The following is a 14,951-nucleotide window of genomic DNA, read 5'->3' on the forward strand; positions in this document are numbered from 1 at the left end:
AATTGCAAAAATCTACACTACTTAGAAGCGAGGAATAAAGTTATGAAGCATCCATTATTTAATCATTGGTCAGAAACAAAGTATATAAAAGATATAGTAACAAATCCACTCATTGAGGTAGGAGAGTACTCCTATTATTCAGGCTATTATGGTCATCAAAATTTTGAAGATGGCTGTGTAAGGTATTTGTGGGGGGATGCTAAGTCCCGAGCGCTGTTCAATCCAATTGAACAGATGGGTTGGAAACTTGATAAACTCATTATTGGAAATTATGTTTGTATTGCAAGTGGAGTTGTCATTCTAATGGGTGGGAATCATAATCATCATCCTGAATGGATTACAGTATATCCATTCGCTGAGCAAATTGAACATTCATATGAACCGAAGGGTGATACAGTTATTAAAAGTGATGCTTGGATCGGAATGAATGCTATTATTATGCCTGGTGTTACAATCGGTGAAGGTGCAATCGTTGCAGCAGGATCTGTCGTAAGTAAAGATGTTCCGCCGTATACAATAGTTGGTGGAAATCCTGCTAAGGAAATAAAGAAACGGTTTACTGATACAGAAATAAATATGCTAATGGAAATGCGTTGGTTTGATTGGGATAGAGAATTAGTTGAGCAGGCAACTCCCCTTTTATCTAGTTCATCTATTGAATTATTATATGATTTTTATAATAAGGAAGTAAAAAATAGATAAGTCTGTTAGAAAAACTACACTCTATATAGGGTGTAGTTTTTTTACTATAAAAAAACTAATAGTTTAGACTAAGGAAAATTCATCTCTGGTATGAGCCTAGCAAGTAGCTGAATTGGATAATTAAAATCCTTGATAGCTAATAAAACCAGTGTGTCTCGATATTTAATCGGGACACACTGGTTTTATTTTTTGTAAATGTGGAACAAATGTATTATTTAGATTGTCTATTAATTGTAATCCTAAAAAATATGAAAGTACGGATCATTTTGAAAAATACAAGGGTATTAAAAACAGGGATATGTGTGGGAATACAAAGTATCAGTGCGCCTAAAGGTATGGGATGAGATGGTCTATATGAAAGCGATCCTAACGTCTTATATGTATATAGAATCTGAGAACACTGTCTATTTTTATAGGGATTATGCTAGAATATCGTTTTTTTTTGAGTACAAAGATATTGGAGGTAAGAGAATTGAAAGGTATGTTTTACAAAAAAATCATTGTAATAATAACAGTGCTTACACTATTTTGTAGCATAATTGTTACATCTGGAAGAGCGATAGCGGAAACAGTCCCTGTTTTAGATGTAGAAGCAGGATCAGCAATTTTAGTAGAAGCAAATTCCGGAAAAATTTTATATCAAAAAAATGCGGATGAATCACTAGCAATTGCTAGTATGACAAAAATGATGAGTGAATACTTAGTTCATGAAGCGGTGGATAAAGGAAAACTTAAATGGGATCAAAAAGTTAAAATCTCTGAATATGCATATAAGATTTCGCAAGATCGCTCATTATCAAATGTTCCATTAGAAAATGGTGGCTCTTATACAGTAAAAGAGTTATATGAGGCAATGGCAATTTACTCTGCAAATGGTGCAACAATTGCTTTAGTTGAAGAAATTGCTGGAAAAGAAGTTAATTTCGTAAAAATGATGAACGATAAGTCAAAAGAGTTTGGAATGAAAAATTATAAATTTGTAAACTCTACAGGTTTAACAAACCAAGATTTAAAAGGACATCACCCAGAAGGGACAACTCCTGACGAGAAAAATAAAATGTCTGCAAGAGATTGTGCAATTTTAGCACAACGCCTTATTCAAGATTTTCCAAAAATATTAGATACAGCAAAAATTCCTAAAAAAACATTCCAAGAGGGTGGCAAATATCCAATTGATATGGCGAACTTTAACTGGATGTTAAAAGGTTTAATTAAGCAATATGAAGGTGTAGATGGTTTGAAAACAGGAACTACTCCAGAAGCTGGAGACTGTTTCACTGGTACAGTAGAGAGAAACGGTATGCGTTTAATCTCTGTAGTGATAAAAGCAAACTCTCATACGGCACGTTTTGACGAAACAAAGAAATTATACGATTATGGATTTGCGAATTTTGAAGTGAAGAAGGTCTACGGAAAAGATTCAGTAGTAAAAGGGCATGAAACAGTGCGAGTAGCAAATGCAAAAGACAAAGATGTAGTAGTTCAAACGAAGCAAGCTGTTTCACTTCCAATGCCGAAGGGCAACAAAGACATTTATAAAAAAGAATTTAAAGTATCGAATACGGAACAAGAAGCGCCTATTAAAAAAGGTGTAACAATTAGTAAAATGATTATCTCGCCTAAAGATAATACAGATCCTGGGTTCTTATTAGGTAATTCATTACAAATAGACCTTGTAACAAAATCTGATGTAGAACAAGCAAATTGGTTTACATGTTTTATGCGTAAAATCGGATCTTTCTTTAATGGTATGTGGGATAGTGCGGTTGATATAGTAAAAAGGTAAGTTTATAGGATAAAATTAAATATTAATCTGAAACAAAGAGTTTCGAAATTTTATAGATTCTTATGTAGATAGCTTGGAATAGAAGATGGTATCAATTTTCAAGTTGGATTCTTCGGAACTTTTGTTATTGCAATCAAGTTAAGAAAAATTTGTATCTATAAATTCAAAAAACGCTATTCTTTTTGTAGAAATATACAGAAAGGATGGCGTTTATTATGAATTTTTTGATTTAAATCATTCTAGTACAAGGTTAGTTTAATAAAGTTACTTGAAGAAAAACAATCCATTATTTCATCAAATGACAATAAAAAATTAATATCCGGTACTTATTTCTGTAATTAGATTTTATGAAAATTTAATAAAATCTTTTCTTTGTATTAAATATTTTATTTTAAATTATTTATATAAGGAAATGGAGACCAGAAAACAGATGCATAGTTTGACTTTGAACTGCTTATATCAGGGATCTAAATAGATACTATGTACAATTCTCCCGCTACACTAGTATAGCGGCCTTTATGAACAACAAAATCTACAATTTACAAGGAGAACATTTTATGAGTAAGAGAATAAAAGAATTAGATTCCATACGAGGGTTAGCGGCACTTACTGTGGTATTTGGACATTTTTGTTTAATGCTACCATCGTTGCCTAATTCTATTAAATTTTCCCCGCTTAGGTTTTTATGGGCGGGTGGGGAAGCTGTTATCGTTTTCTATGTACTAAGTGGTTTTGTGTTATCTATGGCACTTTATCATTCAAAAACAAATTATTGGGGATATTTAATTAAGAGATTTGTAAGAATCTATATTCCTTATTATTTTTGGATAATCGTTACCTTTGTTTTATTTATTTTATTTTCGTCGTATGAAGTGGTAGGACTACGGGATTGGTTCTATGATAGGTGGCAAGGGTCTATAACAAAATTAGATATTCTAAACCACTTTGTGCTTCTTAATAACTTTTTTACGGAAAATTATAATCCAGTTATTTGGTCATTGGCTCAAGAAATGCGTATATCTATTGTGTTTCCTTTGTTATTCCTTCTTTTTTATAAACTGAATTGGAAGAAAACGATACTATTTGCTTTGAGCTTTTCTTTAATTAGTGTTTTTCTTAATATGTTGCATATTGGGAAAGCTGAAGGATTTTATAATGGTTATGCTGATACACTGCATTTTTCATCTATGTTTATGGTTGGAATGGTACTTTTTAAGTATCAGGAAAAACTTATCTGCTCATATAGGAATATGAAAAAAATTAAAAAAGGATTTCTTATTGCATTAGGGATTATTCTATATTTATATTCCATTTTAATTTATGGTTTTTCCCGTAATGATACTACTTTCTTATTAAAAGATTGGGGTGTCGTAATGGGGGTTAGTATATTTATTATAATGGCTATGAGTAACCTAAAAGTAAAAGCATTTTTAAATAAGAGTGTATTTGTATATTTAGGAGAAATTTCATACAGTATCTATTTGTGTCATTTTCCAATCATGATGGTACTATTTAAACTTTTGTATACAAAGATACCTATTTTTTTCCTTCTCACTTTGTGCATTACAATGACACTACTTTTTTCTATAGTTTCGTATCATTTAATCGAAAAGAAATGTATCAACTGGGCAAAACAAAGAACAATAAATTTTTTGAAAAAAGTATAATTCCTAGAGAGATTTTATTTCCTTAGTAAATATACGAATATGACCGATTCCTAAGTATACTTAAGAATCGGTCAATTTTGGATTCTACTTGTAAATATAGTAAAGTGGAATATAATTGAAATCGAAAACCACTTAGAAATAACAATTACGGTGTGAGCTATTGTATAGTATAGATATGGTTAATAATAAAGGGGGAATACATATGTGGAAGCGATTTGTAGCAATTGGTGATAGTTTTACAGAGGGGATAGGGGATGAAGTTGAGGGAATTGCATTAAAAAGCTGGGTAGATCATTTTGTTCAACTGTGTGAAAACGATATAGAATATGCCAATTTTGCAAAGCGTGGGTTAGTAACTAAAGAAATTCGCTCGCAGCAATTAGAAAAGGCATTAACTTTTAATCCAGATTTAGTTAGTCTAATTGCAGGTGCAAACGATGTATTAAAAGGACGTTGGAATCATCAAGCGTATAAGAACGATATGGAATTTATGATAGATACATTAAGTAAAACAAATGCTGATATTATTATAGCTAACCTTCCAGATTTTACAGTTCGGCTTCCTTTTTCTTCTGAAAAAAAACAAGTGTTAAAAGAACAATTATTAGAGGCAAACGAAGTTATACTTTCACTGAGCAGAGAGTATAAGCTTCATCATGTTGATTTTTGGAATCATCATTTAGTTAATGATAATACGCTTTGGTCTACGGATTTAATTCATCCAAATTCAAAAGGATATGTAAAAGTTGCTGAATTGATTTTTAGTAGTTTGCCTGTACGTGACTCTTCTAAATAAGCTTTAGAATGAACGAATCCCCTGTCGCATACAGCGCAGGGGTTTTGATGCGAAATAGAAGAATATACAGCGCCTATAAATTATTATTTAAGTAATTCTTTTTATTGTTTATACTTTGTTATTTTTTGTTGTAGGACCCTTAGTATAAGGGTCCTTTTTTGTATCAAATATCTACAAAAAAGATAAGAGCGGAGAACGCAAACTAAAAGGTATTTTAAATAAAATTGTTAAATAAATTCGGATGTTTTGTTTGTAACAACCTTAAAATCTTCCCCTTCGAATGAAGCTTAATCATAAATTAAATTTTTGGTAAATGTGGAACAATTTCATTACTGACACTGTCTATTAAGCGTTACAACATTTTTTATCCCGCTTTAACTGGCAGTAAGACCCCCACCTCAAATTCAGCGAAAGCAAAGAAGGTAGGTGGGGGATCAACTGCCTGTAAAAGTCCGATTGGTGAAGGCTAATAATCACTGGGGGATGAACAAAACCCCACTGATTAAAGTTTCACTTTATTTAATATATCAAGAAAGGAAAAAACATTTTTAACTAAGGGAGAAGATTGAATTGAAAAAATTATGGATGCTACTTTTCGTTTGTTTCGCAGTTATGTTGGTAGGATGTAATAAAAACGAACCGCCAAAACAAGCATTTGAAGAATATATCAATTTATGGAATGATAAAAAATTTGCAAATATGTATGATCATTTATCAGATCACGCCAAAAAATCGATTTCTAAAAAAGAATTAACAGAAAAATATGAAAAAATCTATGAGGGTATTGGAGTTAAGAATTTAAAAGTTAAAATGAAAGGAGAGAATACAAAAGATAAAGAGCGTTTTCTTTTTGAAGTTAAGATGGATACGGATGTAGGAACAGTTTCATTCATCCATGAAGCAAAACTTGTGAAAGATAAAGAATCTTGGAAAATAGATTGGACACCAGACTTCATCTTCCCAGGTATGAAAAAAGATTACAAGGTACGTATGCAAATAGAGCAAGGAACACGCGGAGAAATATATGATCGAAATGGAAAAGGTCTAGCAACGAATGGTAAAGCGACTGAGGTTGGAATTATTCCAGAGAAACTAGGCGAAACTGTAGCGCAAACGAAAGAAATAGTAGCACAATTACTTGATATGTCTACAGAAGAGGTCAATCAGAAGCTCGCAGCGAAATGGATAAAACCAGACTCCTTTGTACCAATTGGTATTTTAAAAGAGGGAACTAGACAGAATGATTATATTGAATTAGAAGGGGTTTCATCTCGCCCAGTAAATATTCGTACGTATCCATTAGGAGAAGCAGCCGCACACTTAACTGGATATATAGGAAAGGTGAATGCAGAGGAGTTAAAATCGCTTCAAAAAAAAGGTTATCAAGCAGATGATTTAGTAGGTAAGACGGGTTTAGAGAAAGTACTTGAGAATAAATTGCGTGGTGAAAAGGGTGGACGCGTATTTATAGAAGATGAGAATGGGAAAGAGATTAAAAACGTAGCAAAAAAAGAAGCAAAAGAAGGGGAAAATGTTACGTTAACAATTGATGCTGCAATTCAAGAAAAAATCTTTATTGAGATGAAAAATGAAGCAGGATCTAGTGCAGCGGTCAATCCTAAAACGGGTGAAACAATCGCACTTGTAAGTAGCCCTGCTTATAATCCAAATACAATAGTTAGAGGAGCATCGAAAGCCCAACGAGAAGCATGGAGTAACGACTCGAAACTACCAATGATGAATCGCTTCACACAAGCATTTGTACCAGGTTCCGTATTTAAAACGATTACAGGTGCAATTGGTTTGGAAACAAACACAATAAATCCGAAGGAAGAATTTAAAATTCAAGGATTGAAGTGGACAAAAGATTCATCTTGGGGAAATTACTATGTAACGCGTGTGAAGGATGCAAGTCCAATTGATTTTGATAAGGCAATGAAGTACTCTGATAATATTTATTTTGCTCAACAAGCTTTGAAAATGGGAAAAGATCAGTATGTAAATGAATTTAAAAAGTACGGATTTCATGAAAAATTACCAATCGAATACGAATTTCCTATTTCAATCATTGCAAGAGATGGGATAAAAAACGATATTCAATTAGCAGACACGGGATACGGACAAGGACAAGTATTAATGACACCACTTCATTTAGCATTAACATATGCACCGATTGTGAATGAAGGGAATATTCCGTCGCCACATCTTTTAAAAGAAGCAAAAGTAGCGGGGAATTGGAAAGAAAATGTGGTTTCTAAAAAGAATCAAGAGATATTAAAGAGCGCATTAATAAAAGTGATTAATGACCCTGATGGCGCGGGGAGAATTGCTAAGGTTGATGGTGTAACTCTTGCGGGTAAAACTGGTACAGCAGAGCTGAAAGAGTCAAAAGAAGCAGACGGAAAAGAACTGGGATGGTTCGCAGCTTTCGATGCAAATGCGCCAGACATGATTGTTACCATGATGATCGAAGATGTAAAAGGAAGAGGAGGAAGTAACGTTCCAGGTGAAAAAGTCAAACATGTATTTCAGAAATAACACTTAATTATAAGGTGAATTTTTTCACTAAATTTATCCCGCATTAACGGGCAGTAAGACCCCCATCTCAAAATTCAGCGAAAGCGAAGAAGTTAGGTGGCCCGTAAAAGCCCGATTGGTGAGGGCTGATTAAAGTTTACTTTATTATATGTTTGCTTAACTCAAAGGTATAAATTGGGGGAAATATAGAACAATTAAATTTCAAAAAAGCATTCTTTCTAATCGAGAATGCTTTTTTGCTGCGACTCTAGAAAATTGATACCTTATCTTTATTTTCATTTCTGAAAAGTTGGCATTGCTAATGATAAATAGAAGAGTATAGCAAATTGAAATGGACAAGTGGAGTGTTACGTTAAATTCAAAAAAACAGATTTTTATGAGTGGATTTTTATCATTGTATGCTTTACTTGTTTTTTAGTAGTATTATTCTGCCTGAAAAAAGATTAACAATGGAACAAATGAAACTTGTATCTTGTCTATATATTGAAACCATAATAAAAGTGAGGGCATTTTTATGTATAGTCAAATAAGTTTGAGGTGTGGAAATGGAACAGACGTTTATTGAAAAATGTAATCATGATGAGCTGGACTATGTTATAAAAGACTATTGGCAAGATGTATGGAATTATTCATTTATTATTACGAAAGATCCACACTTATCAGATGATATCACGCAAGATGTATTTATAAAGGTATATAAAAATTGGAATTCATTTCGAAAGGAGTCATCTATTAAAACGTGGATATTAAAAATTACAAGAAATACGGCAATAAACTATTTGAAATCCTCCTATTTTAAAAGGATATCTTTAATAGGATTTTTTAGTGACGATAAGCAATCCCTGTCGGCAGAACAAGAGTTTTTTAAGAAAGAAGAAATGAATGAAGTGTGGAAGGTTGTATTAAAATTACCTAAAAAGCACCGTGAAATAATAATATTGGACGCAAAATATGAATTATCTTATGAAGAAATGGCTGAAACACTAGGAGTATCCATTGGAACTGTAAAATCTAGATTAAGTAGAGCAAGAAGTAAGGTTTCAAAATTAATAGGGGAGGGTAGTAGTGATGAACAATAAACAAAATCCTGACTGGTATAGAAAATTAAAAAAAGGTCCAATGGAGAATCGTAAAGATGAAGAAGAATTTATTTTTAAAATAAAGCAGTCTATATACGAAAATAATGAAGGGGATTTTGTAAAACATAAAAGACCATTTCGTAAAAAAGCATTACCTATTGTAGTTGTTTTCGTTTGTACAATGTTATTTTTTATTGTTCAACAACCTTGGCTTGATGATAATAAATCACCGGTACAAAGTAGTACTCAAATTAAGCCTAAAACGAAAGATGAGTCTGCTCAAGATCCATCATTAAAACAATTTATGAATGAACTATATCGAAGTACAAACTCAAAAAATGAAAAAGATCTGTACAGAGCGTTAAATGATGAAGTTCTATTTAAAGGGAAGAGTTATAAGAAGGATGAACTGAAGTTTGATGAAGATATATTTCATGAGTTACAAGTCGCTCTTACAATGGGAGGAGAGTTTGTAAATGATACAAAGAAGGTATACAAGGTACCAAGTGGATTGACGGAAAGTAACCAACCGAAGCAAGCGCATTTTATATATGCAACTGTTACTGGAAATAAAACGAAAATTTTAGCTGAACCAAAACGAGAAGCACAAGTTTTATATGAAGTCTCTAATGAAATGGTAAAAGCTTGGATTCCAGAAAAAGTGCAGAATGATGGATATATAAAAATATCGACAATTAACGGTAATACTGGATATGTACAAAAAGAGTATATTTTAAGTGATATTAAGTATTCATTCATGTTCGAAAAGGATCGTGAAGGTATATGGAAAATAACGAATATAGATTCTATATGGTAAAAGAGGAAGGTTCATTTTAATGAACCTTCCTCTTTGTTTTTATTCTCTTTTTGAAGCGTATTCCAGGACTCTAAAATTTCTGATGTAACGAGAGCAGCAATGTTTTTTTCTGAATTACTACCAGGAATAACGACAGAAACGGCAATTTGTGGATCTTCGGTAGGAGCATATGCAATGAAAAGAGAGTGATTTATCATTCTTTCTTGCTCATTTGGAAAACCTGTAATACCTGTTTTACCTGCGACGTCAAAGGGCAACTTTTTAATTTCCTCTATATTTTGACTCATTCCACCTTGCACGACACTCCAAAAGCTCATCGGGTAACGATTTGAAATTTCTAAAATTGGTTTGAAATTTTTTGTTTCCTTACCATCTTGACCAATAATAGCACTTACGATTTGAGGTTTATATTTATCACCTTTACTTGCCAAAGTTGCTGCATATTGGGCGAGTTGAAGAGGAGTGTGCACTTCATTTCCTCCCCAAGAGGCATTTAATAAAGCTGAGATTCCATTTTCAAATTTATTAGATGGATGAAATTCGTATTGTCCGTCTTCTTCAGAGGGTAAATCAATCCCAGTTTTAGAACGAAGGCCGAATTGCATTAAATAATCGGTCCATATGGTTGCCACTTTTTCTATATTCCCGTTATTTTGATTGAATAAGGGTAGTGCTACTTTTGCCGTCATAAATGTATTAGATGAATTTATGATAGCCTGACTCGGTGTAATTTCACCTGTTGGCGTTCCAGGTGCATTAGTAATGTTATTTTGATTATCATACTGAAAACTACCCTTATCTAAATAAGTATCTTCAGGTTGAAAAAGCTTTTCATTTAATCCAATTAAAATAGTCAGTGGCTTTATAGTAGAGGCCATATTTATAAAAGATTCACCATACTTTAATTTTTGAATTGCTTTATTTTGCGAAAGTGATTTAATGTTTTCTTTATTAGGTGATACATGTTTATTTAATATATTTGGATCAAAAACTGCCGAATTGGCCATAGTTAAAATTGCGCCAGTTTTTACATCGCTCACTACAGCATAGCCAGCATTAGCATCAGGTAATTTCTTAATTTGAGATCGTAATGCTTCTTCTGTTTTTTGCTGTAATTTAGAGTCTAAAGCTAGCTTGACATCTTTTCCTTTCTGTACTTTTTGAATGTTCCATAAGAACTTTTTATTACCAATATTAAAAATCAGAGTTTTTCCTGGTTTTCCTTTTAAATCATTTTCATATTGAAGCTCAATCCCACTTTTACCAACAGGTACATTCTTAGAATTGAGGTCATTTTCTACATACCCAATTACTTGTGAAGCCATTTCATGTTTGGGATAATATCGAATCAATTCATCTTTGATTATTACATTATTGGGTTTGTTCTTATTTATGAATGTAAGTTCACTCTCATTTATGTCAGAGTATAACGGTATATCATTCATAGTCTGCTTTTTACAAGATTGTTGTAATTGAGATTTTATGTTTTTTGCAGAAATGTCATGTTGAAACTCGCTTGAAAATTGATTAAAAAAAGCTAATGTGTTTGATGTATCTTGTTTCGATAGCTCTTCATCATTAGAAGTGCAATATAGAGACTTAACTTTCTTATTTGTAGCTAGTATTACACCATTTTGATCGGAAATTTTTCCTCTTTCAGCTGAAGAAGTTGCGATAGTAATTGAAATGAAGTTGATTTTTAATAAAATTAGTAAAATCAAACCTACAATAGAAAGAACCGCAAAAAATCTCCATCTTTTTGTATGTAACATATAACCCTCCCTTATGTAACCTATTTCATCTTATAGTTAATTATTTTTTTTGTAAATGTGGAACAACTTTATTATTTAGGTTGTCTATTAAGTATTACAGCATGAAGAAAGGAATAATTAGTATGAAAAATTACTAGCAAGTCTATGTGTAAGTTTAACATGAGTCATTATACAGTTTAGCATTTCTAATGCAAGCGACAAAAAAATAGAGAGAAAACAGGAAGGGAGAGTTATTAATTACGTAGCTAAACGAAAAGGAATGGATGCTTACAAGGATTAAGCAAAAAATTGAGGCGATATTTATAACCGATTATCGGTATCTAATATATAAGGAATGCTTTTAGTATTTGTAGCAATCCCTGAAAGGATTAAATGGAGGATTTATGATAAAACAAAAAGGAAATAAGCAGAAAACATATATATCTATTCGATTAAATATAATGTTCCTTTGCATCTTTCTGCTATTCTCGGCTATTATTATGCAGCTAGGAAAGGTACAAATTGTTGAAGGAGAGGCTTATAAGAACCAAGTGGAAAACAGTCAAAATGAAACAACTAGTATTCCGGTTCCACGTGGACAAATTCTAGACCGAGAAGGAAAAATGGTTGTTAATAATCGATCTCTTCGTACGATTACGTATACAAGGGTGAAGGGGATAACGAGTGAAGACATTTTAAAAACAGCAAAAGACTTGGCGAAAGTACTTGAAATGCCCGAACAAGATATAAATAAATTAACAGATATCGATAAAAAAGATTTTTGGATGCAATTGAATACAAAACGTGCGGAATCAAAGATTACTAAAAAAGACATAGGAAAGTTTAAAGAAAAGGGAATAGAGGGAAAAGAGCTAGACAAAAAAATTGAAGATTTAAGACGAAGTCGTGTGACAGAAGTGGAATTGGCAGAATTAACAGCACAAGACTTAAAGGTGTTGGCTATTAAAAGTAAAATGAGTTCAGGTTATCAACTGACACCACAAATTATTAAAAAAGATGTAACAGATCAAGAGTATGCGCGCATAAGTGAAAACCTTGCGGAGTTTCCAGGAGTAGATGCAACAGTTGATTGGGAACGTAATTATGTAAATGGTAATTTATTTCGTTCCGTGTTAGGTAATATTACAAGTAGTGAAGAAGGATTACCGAAAGAAAACTTAGATTCTTATTTGGTACGTGGATATAACCGTAATGATCGTGTAGGAAAAAGTTATATTGAACAACGATATGAAGATGTATTACACGGCACAAAAGAAGAAGTGAAAAACATTACTGATAAATCAGGAAACATTGTTAGCGCAGAAATAATCTCTAAAGGAAAAAGTGGTAATAGTTTAACGTTAACGATTGATATGGAATTACAAAAGAAAGTGGAAGAAAGTATAGAGAAAAATTTGAGAGCTTTTAAGAATTCAGAGCCACTGTTGGACCGAGCTTTTGTCGTCATGACGAATCCAAATAATGGACAAATTTTATCTATGGCAGGCAAAAAGATTGTAGCAAAAGAAGGGAAAATAGAGGTTGAGGATTTGGCATTAGGTAACATGACAACTTCGTATGAGCTAGGATCAGCTGTAAAAGGTGCTACTTTATTAACTGGATATGAGACAGGGGCAATACAGCCAGGAGATCAATTTTATGATGCACCGATGAAATTTAAAGGTACACAAGCTAAGAAATCGTGGAATGTATCCGGATTTGGTAATATTAATGATTTACGAGCTTTACAAGTATCTTCGAATGTATACATGTTCCAGACAGCTTTAAAAATTGCGGGAGTTAATTACGTACCAAATGGTTCGTTGGATATTAAACAAGAAGCATTTGATACGATGCGCTATTATTTTAAACAATTTGGTTTAGGAGTCCCAACAGGTATTGATTTACCGAATGAAATAATTGGACAAACTAGAAAAGTAGATAGTCAACCTGGATTTTTACTAGATTTTTCTATCGGTCAGTATGATACTTATACGCCATTGCAATTAGCACAATATATTTCAACAATTGCAAATGGTGGATATCGTATGCAGCCCCAAATTGTACAAGAAATACGAGAACAATCAATAAAAGAAGAAGAGGTTGGCAAAGTTATACGCTCTATAGAGCCTGTCGTATTAAATCGAGTTGATATGAAGAAAGAACATATTGATCGGATAAAAGAAGGCTTTAGATGGGTATTCCAAGAAGGTGATGGAACTGGAGTGAAGTATTTCAAAAATGCTCCATATAAACCAGCAGGAAAGACAGGGACAGCTCAAACTGTATATGGTGGAGATGATCCTATTGGTAGAAATGCAAAAGGAGAACGTATGGAATGTTACAACTTAACATTAGTTGGATATGCTCCATATGATAATCCAGAAGTAGCATTTTCTGTAGTAGTCCCGTGGCTTCATAATGATAAAAATGGAATTAATTCTATAATTGGAAAGGAAGTTTTAGATGCATACTTTGATTTAAAACAGCAACGTATACATGGTGAAGCTGTTAGTACAGATAGTTCGAATCAAAATTAGAAAAATATGTGCACTTTTCTCAGGGGAAGAGCCCCTGTTTATATAAAAACCTTAATAAGTTAAATAAAAAGGAAGATTTAAAATAAGAGATAGCAGCTAACATAGTTGCTATCTCTTACTTTTGTTAATATCTTGGCTACTAGTTAAAAAGGTTTTAAATTTATGGAACAAACTTGTTTCCTAGTTGGTCTATTATGTGTACGTATAAAAACAGGTGTTCAAATTGGATACAGTGTATTGAATTTACCACTTGTTTTCAATATTGAAAATTTGAAAGGAATGATGATTTTGAAAAACAAGAGGATGCAAATAATAGGGATCTGTGCTGGCATATTAGGCTTAGGTCTTATAAGCTTAGGAACTTTTACAGGAGGGACATTGCAAGTTGAAGCGAAAGAAAAGACAGGACCAGTTAAACATAATAATCATGCGACGTATAAAGAATTTTCTCAACTTGAGAAAAAATTTGATGCTCGATTAGGTGTGTATGCTATTGATACTGGTACAAATCGAACAATTTCTTATCGACCTAACGAAAGATTTGCCTATGCATCAACCTATAAGGCCTTAGCGGCAGGGGTATTGCTACAGCAAAACTCAATTGATAAATTAAATGAAGTCATCAACTATACGAAAGATGATTTAGTTGAATATTCACCCGTTACAGAGAAACATGTAGATACCGGAATGACATTAGGAGAAATTGTTGAGGCCGCTGTTCGTTCCAGTGATAATACTGCAGGGAACATTTTATTAAATAAAATAGGCGGTCCTAAGGGATATGAAAAGGCGCTTAGACAGATGGGTGATCGGGTTACTATGGCTGATCGCTTTGAGACAGAGTTAAACGAAGCTATTCCAGGAGACATTCGTGACACTAGTACAGCAAAAGCAATTGCTACAACTCTCAAGGCTTTTACGGTCGGAAAAGCGCTTCCAGCTCATAAACGTAACATTCTTACAGAGTGGATGAAAGGCAATGCTACAGGAGACAAACTTATTCGTGCAGGCGTACCAACTGACTGGGTAGTTGGAGATAAATCAGGAGCTGGAAGTTATGGGACAAGAAATGATATTGCTATCGTTTGGCCGCCGAATAAAGCACCTATTATCATCGCAATTTTATCCAGTAAAGATGAAAAAGAGGACACCTATGATAACCAACTAATTGCAGAGGCAGCTAAAGTTGTAATCAATGCTCTTAGGTAATAAACTCTCAGTTTTCTCATTTCTTTACCTAATTTTATACAAAGTCTTATGCGGGGGAAAAGTGGG

General features: G+C 33.0%; 10 protein-coding genes. 9 read left to right on the forward strand and 1 reads right to left on the reverse strand.

Annotated elements, in window-relative coordinates; translation table 11 throughout:
• Positions 1–42: 42 nt before the first annotated feature.
• The 7 genes from BAQ49_RS14780 to BAQ49_RS14815 all read left to right on the forward strand — a co-directional run bounded on the left by BAQ49_RS14780 (position 43) and on the right by BAQ49_RS14815 (position 9,385).
• A complete protein-coding gene (locus BAQ49_RS14780) occupies positions 43–702 on the forward strand; it encodes a CatB-related O-acetyltransferase (RefSeq protein ID WP_071745941.1) in 660 nt (219 codons plus the stop codon).
• Between the two features lie 472 nt (positions 703–1,174).
• Complete coding sequence (locus tag BAQ49_RS14790; protein ID WP_071745943.1) at positions 1,175–2,488, forward strand: D-alanyl-D-alanine carboxypeptidase family protein; 1,314 nt, start codon at positions 1,175–1,177, stop codon at positions 2,486–2,488.
• Between the two features lie 518 nt (positions 2,489–3,006).
• The gene (locus BAQ49_RS14795) at positions 3,007–4,155 is read left to right on the forward strand and encodes an acyltransferase family protein (protein ID WP_084667452.1); all 1,149 of its coding nucleotides are present in this window, start codon (positions 3,007–3,009) and stop codon (positions 4,153–4,155) included.
• A gap of 175 nt (positions 4,156–4,330) precedes the next feature.
• Complete coding sequence (locus tag BAQ49_RS14800; RefSeq protein ID WP_116733470.1) at positions 4,331–4,951, forward strand: SGNH/GDSL hydrolase family protein; 621 nt, start codon at positions 4,331–4,333, stop codon at positions 4,949–4,951.
• Between the two features lie 570 nt (positions 4,952–5,521).
• Entirely contained in the window at positions 5,522–7,489 is a 1,968-nt protein-coding gene (locus tag BAQ49_RS14805) for a penicillin-binding transpeptidase domain-containing protein (protein WP_071745946.1), read from the forward strand.
• 545 nt (positions 7,490–8,034) lie between these two features.
• Positions 8,035–8,568: an RNA polymerase sigma factor gene (locus BAQ49_RS14810; RefSeq protein ID WP_071745947.1), complete on the forward strand. Its 534-nt coding sequence runs from the start codon at positions 8,035–8,037 to the stop codon at positions 8,566–8,568.
• The gene (locus BAQ49_RS14815) at positions 8,558–9,385 is read left to right on the forward strand and encodes an anti-sigma factor (RefSeq protein ID WP_071745948.1); all 828 of its coding nucleotides are present in this window, start codon (positions 8,558–8,560) and stop codon (positions 9,383–9,385) included. Before BAQ49_RS14810 ends, BAQ49_RS14815 begins: the two co-directional genes overlap by 11 nt.
• Before the next feature lie 11 nt (positions 9,386–9,396).
• On the opposite strand, the gene BAQ49_RS14820 is transcribed toward BAQ49_RS14815, so the two are convergent.
• The gene (locus tag BAQ49_RS14820) at positions 9,397–11,157 is read right to left on the reverse strand and encodes a peptidoglycan D,D-transpeptidase FtsI family protein (protein ID WP_071745949.1); all 1,761 of its coding nucleotides are present in this window, start codon (positions 11,155–11,157) and stop codon (positions 9,397–9,399) included.
• Positions 11,158–11,540: 383 nt separating this feature from the next.
• Between BAQ49_RS14820 and BAQ49_RS14825 the strand changes: the two genes are divergently transcribed.
• Together BAQ49_RS14825 and bla are read left to right on the forward strand one after the other, a co-directional pair.
• Positions 11,541–13,676 carry a peptidoglycan D,D-transpeptidase FtsI family protein gene (locus tag BAQ49_RS14825; RefSeq protein WP_071745950.1) on the forward strand — a complete coding sequence of 712 codons (2,136 nt, stop codon included), beginning with the start codon at positions 11,541–11,543 and terminating at the stop codon, positions 13,674–13,676.
• Between the two features lie 282 nt (positions 13,677–13,958).
• Positions 13,959–14,885 carry a class A beta-lactamase Bla1 gene (gene bla, locus BAQ49_RS14830; RefSeq protein ID WP_071746267.1) on the forward strand — a complete coding sequence of 309 codons (927 nt, stop codon included), beginning with the start codon at positions 13,959–13,961 and terminating at the stop codon, positions 14,883–14,885.
• Positions 14,886–14,951: the final 66 nt, after the last annotated feature.

The sequence above is a fragment of the Bacillus proteolyticus genome, assembly GCF_001884065.1.
Lineage (GTDB): Bacteria > Bacillota > Bacilli > Bacillales > Bacillaceae_G > Bacillus_A > Bacillus_A proteolyticus.